Here is a 24,504-nt window from a genome sequence, read left to right on the forward strand (position 1 = left end):
ATGACCTCGCTCGTCGGAACCCCCGCCGGCCGCACACGCGCCGCCCGACCCCGCACCGCGGGGCGGGCGGCGCTGCTGAGGGTGCTGCTGCCGTTCTCCCTGCTCGCCGTCCTCGCCCTCGCGTGGGAGCTCGCCGCCCGCACGGGCGCGGTCGCCCCGAACCTGCTCCCTGCGCCCTCGCGCATCCTCGAGCAGGCGTTCCTGCATGGCGACGTGCTGTGGAGCCACACCTTCCCCACCCTCACGGCGACGGTCGTGGGATTCTCCAGCGCCGTCGTCGTCGCCTTCCTGCTCGCGACCGCCCTCGACTTCTCCGGCATCCTGCGCCTGTCGGTGCTGCCGCTGCTCGTGGTCAGCCAGACGCTCCCGATCGTCGCGCTCGCCCCGCTGGTCGTCCTCTGGTTCGGCTTCGGGCTGCTCCCGAAGGTGCTGCTGGTCGCGCTCGTGACGTTCTTCCCGATGACGATCGCGTTCCTGCAGGGCTTCGCCTCGACGGACGCCGACGCCACGAGGCTGCTGCGCTCGCTCGGCGCCGGCCGGATGCGGGAGTTCGTCACGCTGCGGCTGCCCTCGGCCGTCCCCTCGTTCTTCGCCGGTCTGCGCATCTCGATCACCTATGCCGTGGTCGGCGCCATCTTCGCCGAGTACGCGGGCGCGACGAGCGGTCTCGGCGTCTTCATGCAGAGCTCGAAGAGCGCGTTCCGCACCGATCTCGTGTTGAGCGCCGTGCTCGTGTGCTCGGTGCTCACTCTGCTGCTCTACGGGCTGGTGCTGGTCATCGAGCACCTGAGCACCCCGTGGCTGCGCGTGTCGAGAGGAGCCGGCCGATGACCGCGCCCGCGTTGAGCATAGCGGGCCTGCGGGTGGCCTACGGCCCGCAGGTCGTCCTCGACGACGTGTCGTTCGACGTGGCCGACGGCGAGTTCGTGAGCGTGCTCGGGCCCAGCGGCAGCGGCAAGAGCACGCTGCTGGGCGTGCTGACCGGCGGTGTCGCCGCGCAGGCGGGCGCGCTCGCCGTGCGCGGCGAGCCGGTCCACCGCCTCGACCCCGCCGCGTTCGCCTACATGCCCCAGACCGACGTGCTGCTGCCGTGGCGCCGGGTCATCGACAACGCGACCCTCGGTCTCGAGGCGCGGGGCGTCCGGCGGGCCCGTGCGCGCGAGACCGTCGCGCCCATGTTCGCCGAGTTCGGCATCGCGGGAACCGAGCGGCTCTATCCGGCACAGCTGTCGGGCGGGATGCGGCAGCGCGTGGCGCTCCTGCGCACCGTGGCCCAGCACCGCGGGCTGCTGCTGCTCGACGAGCCGTTCGGTGCGCTCGACGCGATCACCCGGGCGGAGCTGCAGCGCTGGATCGTGGGGATGTGGGAGCGGCACCGCTGGACGGTCGTGCTCATCACGCACGACATCCGCGAGGCGATCCTCCTGTCCGACCGCGTGCTGGTGCTCTCGCAGAAGCCGGCGCGGGTCCTGGAGGACATCCGGGTGCCGCGCGAGGGTCACCGCACCGAGGAGTTCCTGCACCGCCCCGACATCGCCGCCATCGAGTCCCGGCTGCTGGGCGCCCTGCTACCCGCAGCATCGACGACCGGAACCGGCCCGGCGCCCTGCTGACACGGCGTCCGAACCCCCGCACGATCCCGGCGCTCCGGCGCCCCGTACGAAAGAGAGGCCCCCGTGGCACGCTTCCCCCTTCTGATCACCGCAGACGACCTCGCCGGCGCGCTCGGCGACGACTCGGTCGTGATCGCCGACGTCCGCACCCGCTACATCGGCCAGGACGTCGCGCCCGACCATGACCGCTACCTCGCCGGGCACATTCCGGGTGCGGTGTTCGCGGACCTCGCCGGCGCGTTCTCGACGACCGCCCCCGACGGCCGGCAGTTCGTTCTGCCGGACGCGGAGCTGTTCGCCGCGGCCGCCGGCGCGCTCGGGGCGGGCGCCGGAAGGCACCTCGTCGTGTACACCGAGGGATGGCAGATCTGGGCGACGCGCCTGTGGTGGCTCTTTCGCTATTTCGGCTTCGACGACGTGAGCGTGCTCGACGGCGGGTATCAGAGCTGGGTCGCCGAGCAGCGTCCGGTCGAGCGCGGCGAGACGGCGCCGCATCCGGTCGTCTTCACGGCGCGGCCCCGTCCGGAGCTCGTCGCCGATCTCGCCGACGTCGAGCGGATCAGCACGGGCGCCGCCGACGGTCAGCTGGTCAACGCCCTGCCCGAGAAGCTCTTCACCGGCGAGGTGCCGACGCACGGCACGGTGTCCGGCCGCATCCCGCGCAGCGTCAACATCCCGTGGCCGGTGACGGCGGCGCTCGACACGGCCCGGTACGCGCCGGTCGCCGAGATCCGCGCCGCAGCCGACGCGACCCTCCAGCCCGACGGCGACGTCGTCGCCTACTGCGGCGCGGGCGTCTCGGCCACCGGACTCGTCTTCGGCCTCGCCCTCGCCGGCCGAGACGACATCAGGCTGTACGACGGCTCGCTCGACGAGTGGGGCGCGCTCGGCAAGCCGCTGGCCACCGGCGCGCCGTCGCCTCAGGAGTAGCGCCGCGCCGCCGAGGGGTGGTTGCCGGGCCGGGTGCGGGCGTTGCCCGGCCCCTGCAGCCGTTCACGGAGCGTCAGCGGCGCGGCGGACCGGTCGACCGGGTCGACGAGACCGCGGCGGCGCAGCTCCGGCACCACATCGTCGACGAGCATGTCGAGCGTGAGCGGCGGTACCGGGTCGGCGAGGTTGAACCCGTCGACGCCCGTCGCCTCGATCCACGCCTCGAGTCCGTCGACGACGGTCGTGGGGCTGCCGACGAACAGCGGTCCGGCGCCGGCGAGGTTGTTGAGCTCCGCGATCTCGCGGGTGGTCCACCGCTTGTCGGCGTCCCGCTTCGTGTAGATCTCGAGCATGCCGCGGATGGCGTCGGTCTCGGCGTGCTCGAGCGGCAGGTCGGGGTCGACCTGCGAGAGGTCGATTCCGAACAGCGCGCTCAGCTGCGCGAGCTCCGCCTCGTGGTCGAAGTACGAGCGGAACTCGTCGGCGAGGGCGGCGGCGGCCGCATCCGTCGGCGCGGTGACGACCGTCGCCATCGAGAGGATCTTCACGTCGCGCGGGTCGCGGCTGTTCTCGGCTGCTATGCGCCGGATGTCGGCGACGGCGCGCGCGGTGGCCACCGGGTCGTCGTGCACGAGGAAGATCGCCTCGGCGTGGGCGGCGGCGAACGCCCGGCCCCGGGTCGAGGCGCCGGCCTGGAAGACGACCGGCGTGCGCTGCGGGGTGGGCTCGGTCAGCGCGATGCTGTCGGTGCGGAAGTAGCGTCCCTCGTTGCGGATGCGTCGCACCTTCGTCGGGTCGGTGTAGACGCCGGCCTCGCGATCGCGGACGACCGCGTCGTCGGCCCAGCTGCCCTCCCAGTAGTCGTAGGCGATCTCGAGGAACTCGTCGGCCATGTCGTAGCGCTCGTCGTGGGGGAAGGGGCGTTCGAGGCCGTAGCCGCGCGCCGCCGAGGCCAGCGCGCTCGTGACCACGTTGAAACCGATGCGCCCACGGGTGACGAGATCGAGGGTGGCGAACTTGCGGGCGAGGAGGAACGGGTTCTCGTAGGTCGTCGACCCCGTCACGGCGAACCCGAGCCGTTCGGTGCTCTGGGCCAGCGCGCTGATGATGAGGAGCGGGTCGATCATGGGGAGCTCGACCGCGCGCTCGAGAGCCGCGTCGGGTGTGCCGCGGTAGTCCTCGAGGGCGCCGACGACGTCGGCGAAGAAGAGGAAGTCGACGCCGGCGCGATCGAGCTTGCCGGCCACGTCGCTCCAGTAGCCCAGCTCGGCGTAGCGGTGCGCCTGGGCGGCGGGATGCCGCCAGAATCCCTGCGAGGTGTGGCCGACGGTGGTCTGGTGGAGCGAGCCCAGGATGATGCGGTTCGTCATGTTCCCTCGTTGATCGGTGGTTCGTATGCATTATCTCTGTTCTGCATACAATCCGCCGACGCCTTCGTCACATTCGAACGACGAAGCGCCCGCCGGCTCGGCGGGCGCTTCGCTGACGCGCTACAGATCGACCTTGGCGTTCTCGCCCTCGACCCTGCGGTGGGTGAGCGACGCGAAGGCCCGCACGATGGTGCCGCCGGGGGAGTGCCAGTACTCGGCACCGTCCGCGGCGAAGTGCAGGAGTCCCACGTTCGGGTCCTCCTTGCCGTTCGGGAACCATGCCTCGACCGACGGGCTCCACAGCTCGTCGAGCTTGGCGCGGTCCTCCACGAGCCGCGCGGTGCCCGACAGTGACACCCAGGCGTCGTTCGAGCTCAACGAGATGCCGGCGTGGGCGTCACGCTCGAGGTTGAGCGCGGCGGGAGCGTCCTTGGCGATGATGAACCACAGGTCGCCGTCGAACTCGGCCTCCTGCACGGTCAGCGGGTGGGCGACGAGGGTCCCGTCGGTCTGGACCGTCGTCAGGAACGCAAATCGGAACCGCTCGATCAGCGTCGTCAGTGTCTGGTGGGTGTCGTCGGTCATGACTCCTCCTCGGGGTCCGTGCGGGGGTGTGCCGGAAGTCTTCCACCGGGGAGCGCCGCCGCCGGACGCTTGCGCTCGGCGGCGGACTGTGCAACCCGCGGGGCCGGGCGGGCCGTCGGCCCCGCCCGACGTCGCCGTGTCTCGCGACCGTCACGGGATCGAAAAGACTCCCGGCTACGGTGGCAGGATGCCGGGGACCCGATCCGATGCGCGAGCGCGACGCGTCGCGACGATACTGCTGGTCGTCTACGCGGTCGCCGCGGTGCTGATCGCCTTCTGGCCCGAGCCCGTCGACCGGGGCGCGACGGGCCTGCTCGACCGGATCGAGCGAGTGCTGCCGTGGGCGACGTACGGCCGGATCGAGTTCGCCGCCAACGTGGTCTTCTTCATCCCGCTCGGATGGCTGCTCAGCATCCTGCTCGACCGCTCGCGTTCTCTCGTCCTGCCGATCGGGATCGTGGCGACCGTGTTGATCGAGGCCGCGCAGGGCGAGCTGCTCGCCCAGCGCACCGCGAGCATCTACGATGTGCTCGCGAACACCACGGGGACGTGCGTCGGGATGCTGCTCGCCGCGCTCTTCGGACGCCGCCGGGCCGCCGCCGACCGCCCTCCCGGCTAGGAGACGCCGCATAGGTGCTTTCCGTCCGCCGCGCAAGTCCCTCGGCGGACGGGGACGGGCCACGTAGCCTGAGGGCTTCCGTACGGTGTCGTGACGAACTCCGATTCGCCGCATCCGCGGCGGACGTTCCGCTGCATCGTCGAGGCGCAGGCGCCGACGACGGGACCCGCGGCGCCGAACGCCGGTACGCGAGCAAAGGACGCCCCATGGATGACCTGATCACAGACGACCTCCGCGACGAGGCCGATGACTTCGAGGACGCGGCGGCCGCCGACTTCATCCGCCGGTTCGGGAGTCCGCCGCTGTGAACGACCCCGACCCGACCCAGCCCTCGAGCAAACCGATCCCGATCCCGAGCTTCCGGCCCTCACAGGTCTTCCGCCGCCGCCGCGGCGGCGCGACCGACCAGACCGATGCGCCGATGCCGGATGCGGCGCACAGCAAGCGCCGGCGCGATCGCTCGGCCTGACCGATCGTCTCCGCGGTTCGCCTGCTCAGGAACAGGTGGTGTTCGCGCGCGCCGGCGGTCCCCAGGTCATCGCGTTGTCGCAGCCGACCTCGGTCGCCGCCCGTGCCGTCGTGCCGACGACGTCGATCACGAGCTCCTCGGCGGATCCGCCGAACGTGTTGCCGACGACGCTGTTGCCGAGACCCCACTCGGGCAGGACGCTGTGCACCTGCACGCCCGGGCCCGCGGCGTCTCCGACCTCGTTGTGCGCGAACGTCCATCCGTTCCCCTTGAGGTCGACGACGGCGTCGGTGCTCGTGCCGTCGCCCCGCGCCAGCCGGTTGTCGCGCACGACGCCCGACGAGGTGCCCTCCTCGGCGCTGATCGCCTCGCCGGCGGTGTGGTCGACGGTGGTGCCGACGATGACGTTGCCGTCGCTGGCGTCCGGCTCGCACCGCGAGTAGCGGCACCAGGTGGACTCGGTCGAGCCGATCGCGATGCCCTCGCCCAGATCCCGGTCGACCACTCCGGTGTCGCGGACGACCGAGTCGACGATCAGGTTCTGCGAGCTCGCGGAGCGCAGCCGGATGCCCTGGCCTCCGGTGTCGGAGACCTCGAGCTCGCGCAGTTCGTTGTGCGAGGCCTCGTCGAGCACGATGCCGGTCGGAGCGTCCGCGACGGAGAAGCCCGTGAGCACCCAGTGCTCGGCCCCGGCGAGACGCAGCGCTGCGGAGGCGCGGTCGATCCCGCCCCCGTCGAGGACGGAAGCGCCGGTGCCGCACAGCACGATCGGGTCGTCGGCCGTGCCGGAGCGGGTGATGGTGAACGCGCCGACGTACGTCGTGTCGGCCAGCTGCAGCACGTCGCCGGGGGTCGCCGCGTCCAGCGCTCGCTGCAGGTCGCGGGAGCTCGGTCCCACGGGTTCCGCACCGGGCGCGCAGGTCGCGTCCGCGGCCGGCACGGCGGACGCGGACGTCGATCCCTGATCGGCGGGTGCGCCGGCGGAGCATCCGGCGAACAGGAGGGAGAGGACGACGAGGGCCGGCGCGAGTGCGCGCAGCCTCGGGGCGGGTCCGGTCATGCGAGGCCTTGCTCGTGGGGATGACGATCTCCCCGCACTCTACGGGATCCGACCCGGCGCGGACCTGCGAGCTCCTGCGAGACTGCCGGTACGCCTGCGAGACTGCCGGGTATGGATGTCGCGCAGCCTCCGGTCGTCGCCGTGCAGCGGCGGTCGGACGCGGACGTGCCGCGCAAGGGGTGGCCGGTCGGCATCCCGGCGGTCGCGCAGCTGCTCGACGAGGGCCTGGAACTGCGCCCCGGCGTCACATTCCTGGTGGGGGAGAACGGCAGCGGCAAGTCGACCATCCTCGAGGGGGTGGCCCTGGCATACGGATTCTCGCCGGAGGGCGGGTCCGTGAACGCGCGTCATCGCACGCGGGCCAGCGAGTCGCCGCTGTCGGACTGGCTGCAGGTGCGACGCGGCCTCGGCAGCAGCCGGTGGGGGTTCTTCCTGCGGGCCGAGACGATGCACTCGTTCTACACGTACCTCGAGCAGAACCCGTCGTGGGGCCCAGAGCCGGTGTTCCACGAGATGAGTCACGGCGAGTCGTTCCTCGCGATCCTCGAGACCCGGTTCGACGCTCCCGGCTTCTACTGCCTCGACGAGCCCGAGGCGGCGCTGTCGTTCCTATCGACCCTGACGCTCATCTCCACCCTGAACCGCATCGCCGCAAGCGGCGGACAGGTGCTGTGCGCAACGCACTCGCCGGTGCTCGCGGCGCTGCCCGGCGCGGACATCCTCGAGGTCGGCGAGTGGGGCATGCGTCGGGCGGCATGGGAGGATCTCGAGCTCGTGCAGCACTGGCGGTCGTATCTCGCGGCGCCCGGCCGATATCTGCGGTACCTGATCGACTGAGTCGACGCCCTCACTCCTCGTCTCGCTGCGCGGCGGCCGGCCGTGCCGGGCAGAGGCCGTCCCCTCTCCTGGCCTAGGGGAGAGGGGACGGTCGGAGCGGCGGAGCGACATCGCTGCGCCTGCTCGGATATGTCTGGCGTCCGGCCTTCGCGGGGAGCGGACGCACTTGTGATTGAACCATACGGAGCGCTCCGCGCGTAGGATTCCCGCCCCTGTTCCCTCGGCATGTCGGGGGAACAGGGGAGAACGTCGGGGCGGGTGCCGTCAGACCGCGTCGCGCCAGGAGTGCCGGGGCTCATAGCCGAGCAGGCGCCGGGCCTTGGAGATCGAGAGCAGGGTGTCGTTCACGCCGAGGTCGGATCGCACCTCGACGCCCGGGAAGACCTCGGCGACGAGCTCGGCGTTCGGGCGGCTCATGACGGTGTCGGCGGCGGCGATGATGAAGCGGTCGAACCCGGCCGGGGCGACCTCGAGGGCGCGGGCCACGGCCTGCGCCCCGTCGCGGGCGTCGATGTAGCCCCACAGGTTCCATTTGCGTGCACGGGGGTCGGCATCGAACGAGGGGACCTCCGCGTAGTCCTCCGGGGTGAAGACGTTGGAGAACCGGAGTGCCGTGATGGAGAGGTCGGGATGCCAGCGCACGAGCTCGATCGCGAGCTGCTCCTCGAGGTGCTTGACGAGCGAGTAGGTCGACTCGGGGCGGGCGGGATACTCCTCGTCGACCGGGATGTACGGCGGCGGCACGTCGAAGGGGAGCCCCAGCACGGTCTCGCTGGAGGCGTACACGATGCGGCGGATGCCGAGACGGGTGGCCGCCCAGAACACGTTGAACGTCGCGTCGATGTTGTGGTGGAACGTGGCCACGTCGCCGCGGATGCCGGGCGCCGGGATCGCCCCCAGGTGCACGAGCGCGTCGACGCCGTCGTGCCGGTCGCCGACGCCGCCGAGGACGTCGATCACCTGCCCGTAGTCGGTCAGATCGACCTGGACGAAGCCGGGGCCGCGGGTGCCGACGACGTCGAGCCCGATGACGTCGTGTCCGGCGGCTCGGAGCTCACGGGCGACGACCGCGCCGAGCTTTCCCGAGGATCCTGTCAGTGCGATACGCATCGTCCCAGCGTGGCACGCCGGCGGCGTTCGCAGGGCCGCATCGCAGGTGCGTCCGCGGGCGGCAGGGCCGGTCGTCGCGGAGCGTCTGTCCGTCCCGTCGGTCCGTCCCGTCCGTTTCCGCGTCCCGCCGATGATGCACAACGGTCCGCGCGCCCGCAAGGGGGACGCGATCGGCGTGTGCGGGTGGTGTGCTGGGAGATGAGCGGGGACGGCGGCGCATCCGGCTCCGGCCGCATGGCCCGCATCCGATCGAAGGGAGACACCATGAGTGAGAACCAGAACGGTGCCGCGCAGGCGAAGGAGAGCGTCGACGAGGCGGTCGAGACCGCCGCGGACGCGGCCTCCGAAGGAGTGGAAGACGCGAAGGACGCCGCAGACTCCGCGGTCCAGGCGGGCGAGGCGGCGGCCTCGGACGGAGTGGAGCGCGCGAAGGACGCGGCGCACACCACGATCGATGCCGTGGGCGAGCACCTCGACGACGGCGCTGCGGATGCGGCGCACGGCACGGCCGACGACCTCGCGGACTCCGCGAAGGACCTGATCGCGCAGGGCGTAGCGGCGGGCAAGCAGGCGGCCGACGCCGTGCACGATGCCGCGAGCGCCGCGATCGGCGGCGCGCAGGACGCCTATCGCGCGAACCCCGCGCGTGTCCTGGCGGTGGCGGCTGCGGCCGTGGTCGGGATCGTCGTGCTGGTCGCGTTGATCGTGAAGAAGAAGTAGAGAAGCAGAGACAGAGGAGACGTCCATGAGTGATCCCCAGAGCAGTTCCGACGCCGGCACCCCCGGATCGAACCCCGAGACCGGCGAGCCTCTCGGGGACGACGGCACCATCCCGCAGACCCGGAAGGGGGTGTCGGTGGGCCACAGCGACGACGCGTCGAACTTCAACCCCGAAGAGGACGAGGACGCGCCGAGCGAGGGGTGAGCCCGCTCGGATTGGCGCACTCCTCGCGCGGCGGCGATAGTGGATGTCGTACGTAGATCTGAGTAGGGGGGGCGCGCGGTGGGTTCGACGGTGACGGCGATCGCGCTCGTCAGCGTCAGCGTGCTCGCGATGCTCGCGGTGCTGTCGGCACTCGTCTGGGCGCGGAGTCTCACGCCCCGCCAGGGGCCCTTCCTGAGCTGGGGGACCGTGGCCGCGACGGCGGCGGTCTTCTCGAGCTTCATCTACCTGCTCTGGTCGTTCCATCCGAACGTCTGGGGGCTCGCGATCGGGGACGTCGCCATGATCTGGGGCCCCGGCTTCCTGTGGGTCGCGGTCGCCTCGTTGAACGGACGCGACAGATGGCCGCGGTGGTCGGTGCTCGCTGCCGGTGCGGCGATGTTCGTCGTGACGATGTCGCTCCCGGAGGACCTGTCCACGTCGGTCAAGGTCGCGGTGCTCATCGTCTTCTGCATCGCCGCGGCCGCCGAGGCGCTCCGCCGGCCGACGCGCGCGCGGAGCGGCGCCGTCGTGATCGCCGTCACCACGATCGCCTATGCCCTCTACTGCGGGGGACGACTCGTGTCGGCGGCGATCGGGGGCATGGAGACCGGCCCCTATGCGACGTACTTCTCGATGGGGCCCACCACGATGGTCGGCGTGATCGCGGTGATGCTGATCTCGTTCGGGGTGCTGCGCATCTCGCAGGACGCGCGTCCCGAACTCGAGGCGCAACGCCAGACCGTGCGCGAGCGTCTCGTCGAGCATGCGGGCGGGATCCTCGCCGCGGGGTCGGCCGTCACCTGGCAGATCGTGTCGATCGACGAGCTCGCCCTGGTGCGCGAGTCGTTCGGCGAGGACTATGTCGAGCAGGCCCACATCGCACTGCTGACGGCCTGCCGCGATGCGGCGCCCGCGGGAGCGGAGGTCGGCGCCGTCGCCCTGACGCGGATCGTGGTCGTCGGACCCGTGGACGGCGTCGAGCTCGTTGGCTCGGAGTTGCGCACCCGGCTGGCGCAGGCGTCGCCGACGCTCACCGACATCTACGTGCCGGATGTGCTCGTCAGCTCGGTCAGGGTCGAGACGGACGATGCGCTCGCGCAGGTGGCCGCCGGCTCCTGAGCGGTGTCGGGGGTGTCGGGGCCGATGACGGCTCGGTCAGATCAGGGTAGCCGCATCCGTATCCGCACCCGCATCGTTGCCCGCATCCGCGCTGGCGGGGTCGAGCCACCGGTCGGCGATCTCGGCGAAGCCGTGCTCGCGCAGCCACGGCCCGTCGTACTCGGCGGATGTGTAGTCCCGGGCGTGGTCGGCCGAGAACGCGACGATCACATCGCCCGGGCGGGCTGCGACGGCGAGCTCGAGCGCGATCTTCACGCTCAGCACCGAGCTCGGACCGAGCAGCAGACCCTCTGCGCGGGCGAGCCGGAAGGCGAAGTCGATGATCTCGCCCTTTTCGCGGGCCTCGAGCCGGGTGAGGGTCTCGAGGTCGATGTTGTCGGCCCAGTCCCGCTCGAGCTGTTCGTAGCCGGGGCGGCGATGGAACGTCTGGTTCAGGTGGTTCTCGGCCCACGGCTTCTCGGGCAGGTCGAAGCTCGTTCCGACGACCTCGATGTCCGGGTTCTGCTCGCGCAGGAACCGCCCGGTGCCGCTGACGGTGCCGCCGGTGGCGATCGCCGTGACGAAGTGGGTGATCCGGCCGCCGGTCTGCGCCCAGATCTCCGGCCCGGTCGAGAGGTAATGGGCCTCGGGATTGCTCTCGATGGACTGCTGCCGTGACCACCACGTGCGCGGGTCGTCACGTTCGTGCTCCTCGGCGATGACCCAGGCGTGCTCGGGGTCGTCCTTCGGGACGTCGAGGCGGCCCGGGACGATGTCGGCGCCGAGGGCGCGAAGCAGCGCGAGCTTCTGCGGCGACAGATCGGGCTTGGCGATGACCGTCGACGCGTAGCCGGCGAGGAGCCCGGCGAGCGCGAGCGATACGGACGTGTTCCCCTGCCCTGTCTCGATGATGCGGTCGTGCCCCTCGAGCGCGCCGGACTCGATCGCCCGCCGCACGATGTGCAGACCGATCCGGTCCTTCGAGGAGCCGCCGATGTTCAGATGGTCGAGCTTCACGTACACGGTCGCGGGGAGGTCGGCGGTCAGGACGTTCAGGCGCACGAGAGGCGTGTTGCCGATCAGCTGCAGCACGCTGTCGTACACGCCGGCAGCGGACGGATCGGGGAAAGCCGGGGGAAGAGCGGTCACGCGTCGGTCCTTTCGGAGAGGGTTCGCCGCGACACTATGCCTGTGACCCAGTGGAGCGCGCCGATCGAGGCAATCTCCCGTCACGGTCGGCCCCGATCGCGTTCCCGGGGCGCGACGGCGTCGGCGCTCGTCGTCGCGATCCGTATCGACGGGTTGCGGGAGATGACGTGCACGGAGGCGGCCGGCGCGGCCGGGCCCTAGCCTCGGTGTCATCGTCCGCGAAGGAATGTTCCGCGAGACGCACACGGACATCGCACGGAGGAGGGCACATGTCTACGACGAGCACGGCCCCGAGGGGCCACGGGGTGGACCACGAGCTGTTGCGCGGCGCGCAGCAGACGTTCCGCGAGGCGCAGCGCGCGTTCGAGGAGGCGCGCGAGCGTCTGCTGGCGATCCACGTGCAGAGCGAGCGCGCCGCCGGCATCGAGGAACGCGGGTCGCTCCGGCACTGACGCGGGCCGTTCCCGCACCGATGCGTGCGTCTCCTGCCTCCGGGCCTCTCGGTCACCGTCGGTTCGCGTCACCGCCGTCGATTCGCGGCCTGCCGTCGGTCAGAACGGCGGCGGATCGCTCGGCGGCGGACCGCCGTCGGGGACGAAGCGCACACGGGTCGGGCCGACTTGTGGCGGCGTGTCGATGTAGACGTGTCCGAGGGGCGAGGTCCATTCGAGGACCCCGCCGGACCGCTGTCTGACCGTCCAAGGCGTGCCGTGTTTCAGCACATGATGCCGTCGGCATAGGTGACAGAGATTGCTGACGCAGGTCTCTCCGCCGTCGGCGTGGTCGATGGTGTGGTCTGCGTCGCATCGAACGGCGGGCATGCGGCAACCCGGGAACCGGCAGTGCTGATCTCGCGCGCGGAGCATGCGTCTCATGGCGTCGGTCGGTCGGTATCGATCGACGCTGAGGACGGCCCCCGTGATGGGGTGCGTGAGGATTCGGTCCCATCCGGTGCATCCGCCGGCGAGCCGTCGGGCCGTGTCGGCGTCGATCGGCGATCGGCCGGCGAGGTCGGCGGGGTCTTCGCTCTCCCCGGCGAGAGCGAGGACCGGGACGGTGATCTGCACGACGGCGCGGATCGCGCCGAGCTCGCCCGGTCCGTCGCCCGTCACGCTGGGATCGGTGTCGGGAGCTCCGGTGAGGAGCAGGTCGGCGAGGATGTCGGCCCGGATCTGATCGAGGGTCCGCTCGTCGGACGCGATGATCTCCGCCTGGGAGAGCTCGGCGGCGCATTCGTTCGGCGCATCGATCTCGCCCGTGGCGCCGGCCACCGTGACTCCCTCGTCGCAGGCACCCGCACTCGCACCCGCAGCACCCGCACCGGCATCCTCGCTCGCGTCGCCCTCGTACGCGGTGCCGTCCTTCTTCGCGTCAGGCGTTCGCTCCGCGACGTCCGCGCGTGCGCGTTCGCGGATGTTCTTCACGGCTCGTCCTTGCTGGGTGAGACGGTCGAGGATGGCGTGTGCGAGGACGACGGGAAGGATGACGGTGAGCTCCGCCATGCCGTCGGGCAGCGGCAGAACGCGCACGGCGCGGGTCTCGCGGGCGTCGCGGTGGCGTTCGGTCAGGGTGCGCGGATTGAGCTCCTCGGCGAGCAGATCGAGCAGTCGTTTCGCGCGGCCGGAGGTCTCGGTCGCGCAGATGTGGACGGCGGCCTGATCGAACAACACCCGATCGTCTGCATCCAGAGGAAGCCCTGCGTCGGTGATCGCTCGCACATGGTTCTGTGAGATGTGGCCCTCCGCCAGGGCGGCCATCGTCTCGGGGTAGGTCGTGACGGTCGCGTGGGCGTCGTTCATGCGGTGCTGCACGGTGCGGTCCGAGAGCCGCCCGGCGCAGCCGATCTCCGCGGCGAGGGCGCGGGTCGCCATGTCGCGGTCGCGGGCAGGCCTCGATGCGGTCAGTCTCTCGGCGTGGGCGGCGGCCTTCGCGTACGCGTGCACGGCAGCGGCCTGGGCGACGGCGACGGCACGCTCGGCGGACACGACCGCTGCGACGATGGACGCACGCTCTGCGTAGTCGGCGTCGCTGTGACCGGCCGGGACCTTCGAAGACATGTTCCCATTCTGGGCCAGGCCTCCGACATCCCGACCCCGGGCCGGATCCCGAGCAGGATCCGTGGATAAGACGACCTCGCTCGAGCCTGTGGGGGATGGGTCGAGTCCGAGGATCCGCCGACGATGCCCACAGATGACCATCTGCGGCCCCCATGCACAGTGCGCCGTCCGCGCGACCTGCGTGTCGCTGACGGGCCTGCGGCGGTGTCGCCGGCGTGCGACGCACCCCGTGGTGCTCAGTGCTCGGCGGGATCCTCGACGATGCTCCCGTCCTCTTCGATCACAGGATGGCTCTCCTCGGGCTCGGCATCTACACCGGGCTCATCGGGCGTCGCGGCGGAGCTCGTGTCGGGCTCCGGCCCGGGTGTCGTGGGTGCGTTCCGCTTGTCGTCCATCTCCACAGTCCACACGATCCTGCCGGGATCCGCGGGGGATTGACACGTTTCGTCCGCCACCGAGCGCCCGTCGGCGGAGCCGAGATACGCCGCCGAGCATGACGCATTCGTCGGCCGCCCGAGCGTCCCGCGGTGTCCGGGAGTAGTCTCGGACGCGATGGCGAACGACAGCGGAACCGCGTGGCACTGGTCCGAAGAGGGCATCAACTTCCACACCCGGAAGTGGGTGCGTCCGGAGGATCTCAATGCCAATGGCACGCTCTTCGGCGGCAGCCTGCTGAAGTGGATCGACGAGGAGGCCGCGATCTACGCCATCCTCCAGCTCGGCAACTACCGCGTCGTGACGAAGCTGATCTCGGAGATCAACTTCGAGGCGTCGGCGCTGCAGGGGGATCTGATCGAGATGGGTCTCACGGCGACCCACTTCGGCCGGACGTCGCTGACGATGCGCGCGGTCGTGCGCAACATGATCACGCGCAAGCGCATCCTGACGATAGAGCGACTCGTCTTCGTCAGCCTCGGCGAGGACGGCCATCCGACCCCGCATGGATTCTCCAGCATCACCTACGACCGCGATCGGATGCCGACCGAGCACCCCGGCACCGGAACGGTGCGCCTGCCCAGCGCCTGAGCCGCCCCCCTTCCCGCGGAGCGCCACGCAGGCAAAGGACCTTCCGCGCGCTATCTGCGCGTGATGTTGCTCTCGATGTGGATGCGGTCGATGAGGCCGTCCACGAGGGTGAAGGCGATGCGCGAGCGTCCGCGCTGCAGGCGCCCGTCGAGCGGGCTGACACTGGTCCAGGCCACGTCGATGACGGGCGTGGCCTCGTCCGAGGACGCCATGAGCGGTGCCGCCGTGTAGATCGCGCTGAGGAAGGAGTAGCGCATATAGCCGGCGATCTCCTCGCGTCCGGTGGCGATGATCGTCGTCGCTCCCGTCTCCTCGGCGAACGAGAGCACCGCCGAGGCGGTGAGGGGCTCGACGGCGGCATCGAAGTCGCGTGCGCTGAACGCGTCGTAGTGGCGGCGGATCGCATCGGGGATGCCGACCCCGCTCTCGAACGCTCGCTTCTCCGTCATGCTTCCTCGCATCGGGAAAGAACCACTCGTCTGGTCGCTGCCCACACGTTATCCCTCCCGCCGCTCACGGGCGAGCCCGGATGCGCCGTACGTGCCGTGCTCCTGCGTCGGCCGCCGGCTCGGTCGACGCGACATCCGGGCGTCATATGGGCCTGCGGCGGGCTGCGGGATGAATAGCCTGAGGGTATGACGCGGCCCGACAAGCACGAGACCCGCACGCTCTCCGACCTCTCGCTCGCCGTGCACGCGGGCAACGACATCGACCCCGGCACCCGGGCGCTGCGGACGCCCCTCGTGATGGCCAACTCCTACGCGCTGCCCGACGACCCCTCGGCGATCAGCTGGTCGTCGACCGAGGGCGGGCTGTACACGCGCAACACAGGGGCGAACCAGGTGGCGCTGCAGCGCAAGCTCGCCGCACTGGACGAGGGCGAGGACGCCGTCGCGCTCGCCTCGGGTGTCGCGGCGCTGCACGCGGTCTTCTTCACGCATCTGCGCTCGGGCGATCACGTGGTCGTGGCCGACGCGACCTACGAGGCGACCTACAAGCTGTTCACCGATCTGCTGCCGCGCAAGTACGGCGTCGAGGCGACGTTCGTCGACATCGCGGATGCGGATGCGGTGCGCGCGGCCGTGCGGCCCGCCACGCGTCTGGTGGTGACCGAGGCGATCGCGAACCCGACCACGAAGGTCTCGGACGTGGCGGCGCTGGCCGAGATCGCGCACGCTGCGGGTGCGCTGCTGGTGGTGGACTCGACGTTCACGCCGCCGCCCTTCTACCGCCCGCTGCGCGACGGGGCGGACCTCGTGGTGCATTCGCTCACGAAATACGTCAACGGTCACGGCGATGCGATGGGCGGGGCCGTCGTCGGCCGGCGCGAGCTCGTGCAGCCCATCAAGGACGAGGCGATGGTGGACGTCGGCGGGGTGATCTCGCCGTTCAACGCGTGGCAGATCACGCGCGGCTCGGTCACCCTGCCGCTGCGGCTGCGTCAGCACCTGGCGACCGCGCCCGTGCTGGCCGAGACGCTCGAGGCCGACCCGCGGGTCGCGTTCGTCGCGTTCCCGGGGCTCGCGTCGCATCCGCAGCACGAGGTCGCCGAGCGCCAGTTCGGCGGGCGCGGGTTCGGGGCGATGATGGCGTTCGCCGTCGATGGCGACGCGGACGCGCAGAACAGGTTCGTGGCGAACCTGCGACTGATCACCTCGGCGGTCTCGCTCGGACACGACGAGTCGCTGATCGTGCACGTCGGGGCCGAGGGGCCGCGCGTGCGGGCGTACCCCGAGCCGTTCCGCCGGTACGGCCACCTGCGGTTCTCGGTGGGCCTGGAGGATGTCGAGGACCTCCGCGCCGACCTGCTCGCCGCGCTCGACGCGACCTTCGACGCTCGATGAGGTGAACGGCGTCGTGAGCCTTCGACGCGAAGGCCGCGACGTCGTCGTGCTCCCTCGTCGGATGGAGGGACGGGCCCTCAGTCGTCGGATGGAGCGCCGGTCCGGTGCCTCGTCGTGCCTCAGCAGGCGTCATCCGCACCACGGATCCGACGACTGGTGACTCATCCGCGACGACGCCGGCGGGACGGCGCTGGCTACACCCGGTCGAAGCGCGATCCGGCGGGGCTGCTCGGCAGCACCGCGAAGATCAGGAGCAGGATGCTCCCGAGGCTCGGGATGAGACCGAGCAGCAGGAACCATCCGGCGAGGTTGGCGTCGTGCAGGCGGCGGACGCCGAGCGAGAGGGCCGGGATGATGGTGCCCAGCACGAAGAGCACCATCAGGACCCCGGCGATCGCGAAGAGCGGCCCCGGCTCGCTTCCGCCGCTCGCACGGGGTGTCGCGCCGATCCCGCCCAGAAGGACGCCGCCGACGATGAGCACGATGAACACGATCGCGTTGAACAGCGCCACCCACCAGTACTCGCTGCGGCTGGCGCGCCCCGAGAACACGGCGTAGTTGCGGAAGTACCGTGACACGGCGGCGCCGAAGGACGCCTTGTACAGGGGGAGGTTCAGTGGTGCGCTCATCGCGGTCGATTCCCTTCTTCGTCGTGTGTCGCGCCGCCGGGATGGGGCCGTAGCTACGACCTTAAGGGACGAACGGCCGGCGGCTCAGCCGCGTCCGGCCGATGCGGAGTCGGGCTCGGTGAGCTCGGCCGACATGCGCACGATGAGCTGGCTGATGCGGGTGTCCCGGTCCCGGGCGCTGTGCTCGAGGATCGCGGTGCGCGCGCCGACGGAGTCTCCCGCGCGGATGGCGTCGAGGACGGCGCGGTGCTCGGCGTAGCTGTCGTCGAAGACGTGGTCGTCGACAGCCGTGGTCCAGGGGGCGCTGACCTTGACCTGTGCCTCGAGGTTGCGCAGGAGGGTCGTGATCGTCGCGTTGTGCGCCGCGCCGCGCACCGCGTCGTGGAAGTGGTTGAACAGGCGGCGGACCCGGGCGGGGTCGTCCGTCTCCTGTGATCGCTCGTGCAGGTCGGCGAGGCGGGCGATGTCGATGGAGGTGGCGCGCACGGCGGCGGCGTAGGCGGCCGCCGACTCGAGCACGGCCCTGACCTCGAAGAGCTCGAGGATCTCCTCGTCGGTGCGCCGGCGCACCTCGTAGCCGCGCCGCGTCGACGCCAGCAGGCCGTCGCGCTCGAGCAGCGCCAGGGCCTCCCGCACGGGCGTGCGCGACACCTGGAACTCCTCGCTCAGCGCCTGGGGGATGAGCGACGCGTCGGCGGGGTAGCGGCCGTGGGTCAGTCGGTCCCGGAGGGTGTCGTACACGGTGTCGCGCGCGTTCGCGGTCATCCGGCACCCGGTCCCGTCTGGAGCGGCGCCGCAGGATCGGCGCGCCACTCGCTGAGCGATCCGTCGTAGATCCGCGCGCCCTCGATGCCGACCGCCTCCAGGGCGAGCGAGAGGCCGGCGGCGTTGATCCCGCCGCCGCAGTAGAGCACGACGTTCTCACCGCCGTCGATCCCGAGCGCGCGCGCCCGCTCGCGCACCCGGTCTCGATCGAGCGTGCCGTCGTCGCGGAGCAGCTCGGGGTAGGGCAGGCTGACGCTCCCCGGGATGTGACCGCTGCGGGGCCCCTCGTCCGTGCCCTCGAACTCCGTCCGCCGCAGGCCGCAGACGAGGAGCCCCCCGGTGTCGCCGAGGGAGATGCTCGCGACCTCGTCGCGCTCGGCGGTGACGGGGCCCGGGTCGCGCGCGGTGAAGTCCCCGCGCGGCACGGGCGCGGCGTCGCCGGATGCGGTGGGCAGCCCCGCCGCGATCCACGCGCCGAGCCCGCCGTCGAGCACGCGCACGTCGCGATGCCCGTGCGTGCGCAGCAGCCAGCGCACGCGCGCCGCCCAGGCGCCGCCGTTCCGGTCGTACACGACGACCGTGGACCGGTCGTCGACGCCGACCGCGCGGGCGGCCTCCTGCAGCCGCGCAGGCGTGGGCAGGGTGAACGGGAACGCCCCGCCGGGGTCGGAGAAGGCCGCGAGGACGTCGGCGAACCGTGCACCGGGGATGCGCTCCGCGGCGAAGGCGTCGAGGCCGGGGCCGAAGACGCCGCGCCCGTGCTCGTCCTGCGTCCGCTGGATCGAGGCGTCGAGGATGACGACGGCATCGGCGTCGGCGTGCAGCCGGCCGGCGTCGACCAGGGGCGCCGGGCCGCCGGTCACGCGCGGTCCTTCGCGCGGCGGTGCCGCCATTCGCCGCGCTCGGGGCGACGCAGGCCGAGGTTCTCCCGCAGTGTGTCGCCCTCGTACTCGGTGCGGAAGAGCCCGCGGCGCTGCAGCTCGGGCACCACCTGGTCGACGACGTCCTCGAACGCCCCGGGCACGTGGGTGGCCTGCACCATGAATCCGTCGGCGGCGCCGGCATCGACCCACTGCTCCATGGTGTCGACGATGTCGGAGGCCGAGCCGATCATGCTGCCCTCCGTGCGTGCACCGTACCAGCGCCCGATCTCGCCGATCGTGAGTCCCTCGCGCTCGGCGAACTCCACGACCTCGCGGTAGTGGCCCTCGACCCCGACCTCCTCGAGCGGCGGGAGAGGGCCGTCGACGTCGTAGGCGGTGAGGTCGACGTTGACGTGGTAGGCGAGGCGCGACAGCCCGGCCTCGACCGACACGAGATCCGCGAACGCATCGTGCTTCGCGAGGGCGTCCTTCGCGTCGCGCCCGACGACCGGGGTGGCGGCGGGGAGGATCTTCAGCTGCGACGGATCGCGGTCGTGCGCGTCGGCGCGGTCCCGGATGTCGGACGCGAAGGCGACGGCCGAGTCGAGGGACTCATGGCTGCAGAAGATCACGTCCGCCCATCGCGCGGCGAAGTCGCGGCCCGACTCGCTCGCCCCGGCCTGGATCACCACGGGGTATCCCTGCGGCGGTCGCGGCACGCTGAGCGGGCCCTGCACGGCGAAGTGCTCGCCGCGGTGGTCGAGCGACTCGACGGACTCGGGCGTGCCGAACACGCCGCTCGTCCTGTCGGCGAGGATCGTGTCGTCTCCCCAGCTGTCCCAGAGGCGCGTCACGACCTCCAGGAACTCCTCGGCGCGGGCGTACCGCTCGGTGCGCGGGGGGAGCGACCGCTGCCCGAAGTTCTGCGCCTCCGCATCCTGGAAGCTGGTCACCACGTTCCATCCGGCCCGTCCGCCGCTCAGGTGGTCGATCGTCGCGAACTCGCGGGCGAGGTTGTAGGGCTCGTGGTATCCGGTCGACACGGTCGCGGCGACGCCGAGCCGCGTGGTCGCCGCCGCCATGATCGTGATGACCGGCACCGGGTCGAGCCGGGGCGTGCCCGATCCCCACCGCACGGCCGGGTCGAACGTGCCGCCGAGGCTGCGGGGCACGCTCAGCGCGTCGGGCACGAAGGCGAGGTCGAACAGCCCGCGCTCCAGCACGCGCGCGATGTGCGCATAGTGGCCGGCGGTGAGGAACGCATCGGATGCGTCGGGGTGGCGCCATCCGGCGGTGCCCTGCACTCCGGCGTTGAGGAACGCGGCGAGGTGGATGCGGCGGCCGCCGCTCATGCGTTCGCCTCGCGGCGGCCCAGCAGCGAGAGCTCGTCGACGAAGGCGACGGCGAAGGATCCGGTGCCCGCGGTGCGCGCGCCCGCGCGCTCCGCCGCGGCGGCGTAGGCGGTGTGCGAGACGACCGCGCCCTGCAGGGCGTCGCCGGTGGCGAACACGGCGGCGGCGGTGAGGGCGCCGAGCGCGCAGCCCGCGCCGGTGACCCGGGTCAGGCGCGCGTCTCCGCCGGGCACCTCGACGGTCCGCGTGCCGTCGGTGATGTAGTCGACGGGCCCGCTGACGGCGACGACGGCGCGCGTGCGGGTCGCCAGGCCCGCCGCGTGGGCGACGGCATCCGCGGACGATGCGGTCGTCTCGACGCCCTTGCCGGTCGCGTCGCCGCCGGCGAGGGCGATGAGCTCGCTCGCGTTGCCGCGGATCACGGCGGGCCGGAACTCCAGCAGGGAGCGCACGAACTCGTCGTACTGCGCCGCGCCCGCCCCGACGGCGACGGGGTCGAGCACCCACGGCGTGCCGGCCTCGTGCGCCGTGCGGGCGACCTGGCGCAGCGACTGCTCGTCGCTGCTCATCAGCGACGCGGTGTTGATCCACACCGCGCCCGCGCCGGCGGGGAAGGTGGTGGTCCAGTCGGATGCGGCGCCGATCGCGGGTCCCGCGCCGGCGGCGAGCAGCACGTTCGCACTGAGGTTCGCCGCGATGTAGTTCGTCAGTCCATAGACGAACGGGGAGTGCTTCGCGATCGCCGCGAACCCGTCGCGCACGGATGCATCCTGCCAGGTCGACACCGTCATCTGCCTTGCCTCTCTCCGGGGCGCGGGGCGCGCCCCCGCCGATCTCTGTATTTCGCTGCATACAGTACGCGCGGGCGAGGCGCCGCCGGCCGTGCGACGACACAGAACGTCACGTCCACCGCGGCCCGCCGCCGGTTCGGCTCCTCCGGCCCCGGCGAGGCGCCGCGTGGGGCGGGAACGTGCGGCTCCCCTGTCGCGTCCGGTCGCCGAGGCCGACGGGTGACGACAGGCGGGCCGGTCGGGGGTTCCGCGCCGCTTCGTCTCGGAGCCTGCGCTCCTCGCTCACGGACCGGAAGCGGGAGACGCGCGCATCAGCTCACCGGGCCCGCGATGAGCGTGACGGATGCCGAGTGCGTCGTGCCCGCGGCGTCGGTCCAGGCGATCGTCACGGTGTCGCCGGGGTCGTATCCGCCGAGCATCTCCGACAGCGCCTCGGCGTCGGTCACCGCTGCCCCGTCGACGGCGGTGATCGTGTCGCCGGCGCCGAGGCCCGCATCCGCGGCCGGGGCGCCGTCGATCACGCTCGAGATCGTCGCGCCCGTCGTGGTCGATGCGGTGCCGGTGCCGGCCGTCGCGCCGGGGGAGCGGAAGCCCGTGCTCTGCCCCGTCGCGTTCTGTGACAGCTGGATGCCGAGGAAGGCCGGGTAGCCGAGGGCCACGCCGTCCGACTCGTCGCCGTCGAGGATCAGCTGGGCGATCGCGAGGGCGTCCTCGATCGGGATGGCGTAGGCGACGGTGGTGGCGGTGCCGCTCGACGCCGCGGTCGTGATGCCGACGACCTCGCCCTCGTCGTCGAGCAGGGCTCCGCCCGAGTCGCCGGAGACGACATCGGCGACGATCTGGATCATCCCGTCGAGGGTCTCGCTCGCGACCGTGCCCGACGCCGACGTGGTGACGGTGGTCTCCAGCCCGGTGACCACGCCGTCGGCGGCCATGAGCACGCCGCCGCCGTCGGCGTTGCCCACCGCTGTGACGGTGTCGCCGGTCGCCACGCCGTCGTCGTCGATCGTGGTGGTCGCCAGGCCCGACGCGTCCTGGAGCTGCAGCAGGGCCACGTCGTCCTCGTCGTCGGTGCCGAGGAGGGTCGCGGTGTACGTCTCGCCGGTGTCGGCGACGGTCACCGAGATCTCGGTCGCACCCTCGATGACGTGATTGTTCGTGAGCACGAGGCCGTCCTCGGTGAGCACGACCCCGGTGCCTGCTGCGGCCGACTGCTGGTAGCCGAGCACGGTCTCGATGATGACCACGCCCGCGGACTCGTCGGCGTCCGCCTCGGTCGCCTCGGCGACCGTCGAGGTGGACTGTCCGTCGCCCTGGCCGCCGGGGGCGCCTCGTCCGTTCGCCGAGCCCGGTGTCGTTCCGGGCGCGGTGGGCGTCGCGATCGCGACGGTCGCGGCATCCGTCGTGGGCGCCGCCGCGGCCGCGAGAGGCACGGCGAAGGCGAGCGTGCCGGCGACGACGACGGATGCGGCCGCGCATGCCAGGGGAACTCGCCGCCGGTACCACGGGCGTGCCGCCGTGTGCTCGTCCTGCTCCCGATCCTTCGTGTCACCGCGCATGCGCTCCTCGTTTCTCTCGAGGTCGATGTCAGCAGTCGTGTCGATGAGGAGGCGATCCGTCGCCTTGGATTCCGCTATGTGCCTCCGGGAGCCGGTCTCGTGCGCGTCCGCGGATCCGGAGGGCGGCCATCTCGATTTTATTTGTTTGATTGATCATCTATTGGTTAGTGTAAAACAACATCAAAATACGGGGCATGGGGATGGAGCAGGACGCGCGAGCAGCCGGCCCTCCCCGCGGGCGCGTCTCGCGGCGACCACGGGGCCCGGCCCACGCCGCCGCCGCGAGAGTCCGATCGACTCCGGCACGGACGCCGGTGACCCCTCCCCGTCAACGAAGGAGCGCCCGATGAACGAGACCCTCACCGCCACCGCGGCCACATGCGCCCGATCGCCGTTTCTCGTGTGGTGGTTCCGCATCGTCGGCGGCGTCAACATCGTGCTCGGCGCGATGTGGCTGCCGTTTCTCAACGCCCCCCGGCTCGAACTGTCGATCCCGGGCTTCGACGCCCCCATCGGCGGCACCGCCTACCGGGGGTTCCTGGACTTCACGATGCTGTTCGGCCTCGACCTGCTGATCCTCGGAGCCTTCCTGATCATCGCGTCGTTCCGACCGGGGAAGAGCCGCATCCTCGCCTGGCTCACGATCACCCTCTCGGTGATCCGAGGCGTCCTCGACGACATCTACATGATCGCGGCCGGGTATCCGGTGGCCGCGATGCTGCTGTTCATCGCCCTGCACCTGGCCATCATCGTGACGGGGCTGCTCGCGCTACGGCACGACGCCCGGATCGTCCGATGACGACACCCGCTCACCGGTGTGCCACTGGTACTGGAGCGGTGCTCCGCCCCGGTCACGACGTCGGCCCGACCAAGGGGACGGGCTCGCGGTGGATCGGGGAAGGGCCGAGTTCGCGCACCAGCTGCACGAGCCGGCTGTAGGCCTCGCTGCGGTAGGCCACCAGATCGAGTACCTGCTCCTCGGTGTAATCCGCGGTGAGCCCCTTGCCGTTCTTCACGCCGTGCCTGCCCTCTCCGACGGCGCGGGCGAGGATGCCCGGGAGGGCGAACCTCTCTCCGAACGCCTTCTCGAACGTCGCGAAGCAGTTCGCGTAGACGTCGAGACCCGCCATGTCCGCGATCTGGAACGGCCCGAAGAAGGCCAGGCGGAACCCGAACGTGGTGCTGACGATCGTGTCGACGTCCTCCGGGGCGGCGATGCCCTCCTCGACGATGTTCATGGCCTCTTTCAGCAGTACGTATTGCAGTCGGTTCAGGACGAAGCCGGGTGTGTCGGCCACTTGCGCGCCGGAGCGGCCGGCACGCTCGAGCATGTCCTTCACGACCGGCACGATCGCGGGATCTGTCGCCGCGCCCGCGACGATCTCGATGCCGGGCACGAAGGGCGCCGGGTTGCTCCAGTGCACGGTGAGGAACCGCTCCGGGCCGACCACCGCCGGCGCGAGCGTCGCGACGGGGAGCGTGGAGGTGTTGCTGCCGATGATCGTGTCGGGACGACACGCGGCCGAGATCCGCGCCAGCACGTCGTGCTTGATCGCGGGCTCCTCCGGCACGGCTTCCTCGACGAAGTCGACGTCGGCGACAGCCTGTTCGATCGAGGCTCCGACGCTCAGGTTGTCGCGCACACGGCCGGCGGCGCCCGGCGTGAGCAGCCCCTGCCGCTCGAACTGCTCGCTCTCCGCGATCAGGCGCTCGCGGGCGGCCACGGCGGCATCCGCCGAGACATCGGCGATGACGACCTGGAAGCCCGCGTCCGCCAGCGACTGCGCGATGCCGCCGCCCATGTAGCCGGCGCCGACGACCGCCGCGGTTCGGATGATCTGGAGCATGGATGC

28 protein-coding genes are annotated in these 24,504 nt (G+C 71.5%); 13 read left to right on the forward strand and 15 right to left on the reverse strand.

The annotated features are described in order from the left end of the window. The 3 genes from GVL03_RS04320 (at window position 1) to GVL03_RS04330 (ending at window position 2,543) form a co-directional block, all read left to right on the forward strand. Complete coding sequence (locus tag GVL03_RS04320) at window positions 1–831, forward strand: ABC transporter permease (protein ID WP_159499759.1); 831 nt, start codon at window positions 1–3, stop codon at window positions 829–831. After that, window positions 828–1,613 carry an ABC transporter ATP-binding protein gene (locus GVL03_RS04325; RefSeq protein ID WP_159499760.1) on the forward strand — a complete coding sequence of 262 codons (786 nt, stop codon included), beginning with the start codon at window positions 828–830 and terminating at the stop codon, window positions 1,611–1,613. Before GVL03_RS04320 ends, GVL03_RS04325 begins: the two co-directional genes overlap by 4 nt. A 63-nt stretch (window positions 1,614–1,676) precedes the next feature. Beyond that, window positions 1,677–2,543, forward strand: coding sequence for a sulfurtransferase (locus GVL03_RS04330; protein WP_159499761.1), 867 nt, complete (start codon window positions 1,677–1,679; stop codon window positions 2,541–2,543). Here the strand turns inward: GVL03_RS04330 and GVL03_RS04335 are convergent. Next, window positions 2,534–3,913 (reverse strand): NtaA/DmoA family FMN-dependent monooxygenase, encoded by a 1,380-nt coding sequence (locus GVL03_RS04335; RefSeq protein WP_159499762.1) that lies wholly within the window; start codon window positions 3,911–3,913, stop codon window positions 2,534–2,536. The two genes, GVL03_RS04330 and GVL03_RS04335, sit on opposite strands and share 10 nt — an antisense overlap. 120 nt (window positions 3,914–4,033) lie before the next feature. Further along, a complete protein-coding gene (locus GVL03_RS04340) occupies window positions 4,034–4,498 on the reverse strand; it encodes a pyridoxamine 5'-phosphate oxidase family protein (RefSeq protein WP_159499763.1) in 465 nt (154 codons plus the stop codon). Between the two features lie 187 nt (window positions 4,499–4,685). Between GVL03_RS04340 and GVL03_RS04345 the strand changes: the two genes are divergently transcribed. After that, window positions 4,686–5,117 carry a VanZ family protein gene (locus GVL03_RS04345; RefSeq protein ID WP_159499764.1) on the forward strand — a complete coding sequence of 144 codons (432 nt, stop codon included), beginning with the start codon at window positions 4,686–4,688 and terminating at the stop codon, window positions 5,115–5,117. A gap of 304 nt (window positions 5,118–5,421) precedes the next feature. Then, the gene (locus tag GVL03_RS04350) at window positions 5,422–5,586 is read left to right on the forward strand and encodes a hypothetical protein (RefSeq protein ID WP_159499765.1); all 165 of its coding nucleotides are present in this window, start codon (window positions 5,422–5,424) and stop codon (window positions 5,584–5,586) included. 25 nt (window positions 5,587–5,611) lie between these two features. Here GVL03_RS04350 and GVL03_RS04355 read toward each other — a convergent pair whose 3' ends face one another. Continuing rightward, entirely contained in the window at window positions 5,612–6,646 is a 1,035-nt protein-coding gene (locus GVL03_RS04355) for a right-handed parallel beta-helix repeat-containing protein (RefSeq protein WP_159499766.1), read from the reverse strand. Between the two features lie 111 nt (window positions 6,647–6,757). On the opposite strand from GVL03_RS04355, the gene GVL03_RS04360 reads away from it, so the two are divergent. After that, the gene (locus tag GVL03_RS04360) at window positions 6,758–7,483 is read left to right on the forward strand and encodes an AAA family ATPase (RefSeq protein WP_159499767.1); all 726 of its coding nucleotides are present in this window, start codon (window positions 6,758–6,760) and stop codon (window positions 7,481–7,483) included. Between the two features lie 264 nt (window positions 7,484–7,747). Here the strand turns inward: GVL03_RS04360 and GVL03_RS04365 are convergent, their stop codons facing one another. Further along, window positions 7,748–8,593, reverse strand: a complete 846-nt coding sequence (locus GVL03_RS04365; protein ID WP_159499768.1) for an NAD(P)-dependent oxidoreductase — start codon at window positions 8,591–8,593, stop codon at window positions 7,748–7,750. A gap of 264 nt (window positions 8,594–8,857) precedes the next feature. Here GVL03_RS04365 and GVL03_RS04370 point away from each other — a divergent pair, with 264 nt between their 5' ends. From GVL03_RS04370 to GVL03_RS04380, 3 genes are all read left to right on the forward strand, one after another. Beyond that, window positions 8,858–9,313 carry a hypothetical protein gene (locus GVL03_RS04370; RefSeq protein ID WP_159499769.1) on the forward strand — a complete coding sequence of 152 codons (456 nt, stop codon included), beginning with the start codon at window positions 8,858–8,860 and terminating at the stop codon, window positions 9,311–9,313. 25 nt (window positions 9,314–9,338) lie between these two features. Beyond that, entirely contained in the window at window positions 9,339–9,518 is a 180-nt protein-coding gene (locus GVL03_RS04375) for a hypothetical protein (RefSeq protein ID WP_159499770.1), read from the forward strand. Window positions 9,519–9,596: 78 nt separating this feature from the next. Beyond that, window positions 9,597–10,637, forward strand: a complete 1,041-nt coding sequence (locus GVL03_RS04380; protein WP_159499771.1) for a hypothetical protein — start codon at window positions 9,597–9,599, stop codon at window positions 10,635–10,637. A 36-nt stretch (window positions 10,638–10,673) separates the two neighbouring features. Here GVL03_RS04380 and GVL03_RS04385 read toward each other — a convergent pair whose 3' ends face one another. After that, window positions 10,674–11,765 carry a PLP-dependent cysteine synthase family protein gene (locus tag GVL03_RS04385; protein WP_159499772.1) on the reverse strand — a complete coding sequence of 364 codons (1,092 nt, stop codon included), beginning with the start codon at window positions 11,763–11,765 and terminating at the stop codon, window positions 10,674–10,676. 269 nt (window positions 11,766–12,034) lie between these two features. Between GVL03_RS04385 and GVL03_RS04390 the strand changes: the two genes are divergently transcribed. After that, a complete protein-coding gene (locus GVL03_RS04390) occupies window positions 12,035–12,217 on the forward strand; it encodes a hypothetical protein (RefSeq protein WP_159499773.1) in 183 nt (60 codons plus the stop codon). Between the two features lie 99 nt (window positions 12,218–12,316). On the opposite strand, the gene GVL03_RS04395 is transcribed toward GVL03_RS04390, so the two are convergent. Beyond that, window positions 12,317–13,822 (reverse strand): HNH endonuclease signature motif containing protein, encoded by a 1,506-nt coding sequence (locus GVL03_RS04395; protein WP_159499774.1) that lies wholly within the window; start codon window positions 13,820–13,822, stop codon window positions 12,317–12,319. Window positions 13,823–14,058: 236 nt separating this feature from the next. Then, window positions 14,059–14,217 carry a hypothetical protein gene (locus GVL03_RS04400; RefSeq protein WP_159499775.1) on the reverse strand — a complete coding sequence of 53 codons (159 nt, stop codon included), beginning with the start codon at window positions 14,215–14,217 and terminating at the stop codon, window positions 14,059–14,061. Between the two features lie 157 nt (window positions 14,218–14,374). On the opposite strand from GVL03_RS04400, the gene GVL03_RS04405 reads away from it, so the two are divergent. Continuing rightward, window positions 14,375–14,848, forward strand: coding sequence for a hotdog domain-containing protein (locus GVL03_RS04405; protein ID WP_159499776.1), 474 nt, complete (start codon window positions 14,375–14,377; stop codon window positions 14,846–14,848). 50 nt (window positions 14,849–14,898) lie between these two features. On the opposite strand, the gene GVL03_RS04410 is transcribed toward GVL03_RS04405, so the two are convergent. Then, complete coding sequence (locus GVL03_RS04410; protein WP_159499777.1) at window positions 14,899–15,297, reverse strand: nuclear transport factor 2 family protein; 399 nt, start codon at window positions 15,295–15,297, stop codon at window positions 14,899–14,901. Between the two features lie 186 nt (window positions 15,298–15,483). Here GVL03_RS04410 and GVL03_RS04415 point away from each other — a divergent pair, with 186 nt between their 5' ends. Then, on the forward strand, window positions 15,484–16,692 hold the full coding sequence (locus tag GVL03_RS04415) for a PLP-dependent aspartate aminotransferase family protein (RefSeq protein ID WP_159499778.1): 1,209 nt from the start codon (window positions 15,484–15,486) through the stop codon (window positions 16,690–16,692). 194 nt (window positions 16,693–16,886) lie between these two features. Here GVL03_RS04415 and GVL03_RS04420 read toward each other — a convergent pair whose 3' ends face one another. From GVL03_RS04420 to GVL03_RS04445, 6 genes are all read right to left on the reverse strand, one after another. After that, window positions 16,887–17,321, reverse strand: a complete 435-nt coding sequence (locus GVL03_RS04420) for a DUF805 domain-containing protein (RefSeq protein ID WP_159499779.1) — start codon at window positions 17,319–17,321, stop codon at window positions 16,887–16,889. Between the two features lie 84 nt (window positions 17,322–17,405). Further along, on the reverse strand, window positions 17,406–18,086 hold the full coding sequence (locus GVL03_RS04425; protein WP_159499780.1) for a GntR family transcriptional regulator: 681 nt from the start codon (window positions 18,084–18,086) through the stop codon (window positions 17,406–17,408). Continuing rightward, entirely contained in the window at window positions 18,083–18,949 is an 867-nt protein-coding gene (locus GVL03_RS04430) for a sulfurtransferase (protein ID WP_159499781.1), read from the reverse strand. The genes GVL03_RS04425 and GVL03_RS04430 overlap by 4 nt, the downstream gene beginning before the upstream one ends. Next, complete coding sequence (locus GVL03_RS04435; protein ID WP_159499782.1) at window positions 18,946–20,301, reverse strand: LLM class flavin-dependent oxidoreductase; 1,356 nt, start codon at window positions 20,299–20,301, stop codon at window positions 18,946–18,948. The genes GVL03_RS04430 and GVL03_RS04435 overlap by 4 nt, the downstream gene beginning before the upstream one ends. Next, window positions 20,298–21,092 carry a hydroxyethylthiazole kinase gene (gene thiM, locus GVL03_RS04440; RefSeq protein ID WP_159499783.1) on the reverse strand — a complete coding sequence of 265 codons (795 nt, stop codon included), beginning with the start codon at window positions 21,090–21,092 and terminating at the stop codon, window positions 20,298–20,300. Before thiM ends, GVL03_RS04435 begins: the two co-directional genes overlap by 4 nt. Window positions 21,093–21,403: 311 nt before the next feature. Further along, window positions 21,404–22,651 (reverse strand): S1C family serine protease, encoded by a 1,248-nt coding sequence (locus GVL03_RS04445; protein ID WP_159499784.1) that lies wholly within the window; start codon window positions 22,649–22,651, stop codon window positions 21,404–21,406. Window positions 22,652–22,997: 346 nt separating this feature from the next. On the opposite strand from GVL03_RS04445, the gene GVL03_RS04450 reads away from it, so the two are divergent. Next, window positions 22,998–23,450: a BphX family protein gene (locus tag GVL03_RS04450; protein WP_159499785.1), complete on the forward strand. Its 453-nt coding sequence runs from the start codon at window positions 22,998–23,000 to the stop codon at window positions 23,448–23,450. A gap of 52 nt (window positions 23,451–23,502) precedes the next feature. On the opposite strand, the gene GVL03_RS04455 is transcribed toward GVL03_RS04450, so the two are convergent. Further along, entirely contained in the window at window positions 23,503–24,498 is a 996-nt protein-coding gene (locus GVL03_RS04455) for a 3-hydroxyacyl-CoA dehydrogenase family protein (RefSeq protein ID WP_159499786.1), read from the reverse strand. Window positions 24,499–24,504 lie beyond the last annotated feature (6 nt).

This window comes from Microbacterium sp. 18062 (assembly GCF_902706225.1).
Classification (GTDB): domain Bacteria; phylum Actinomycetota; class Actinomycetes; order Actinomycetales; family Microbacteriaceae; genus Microbacterium.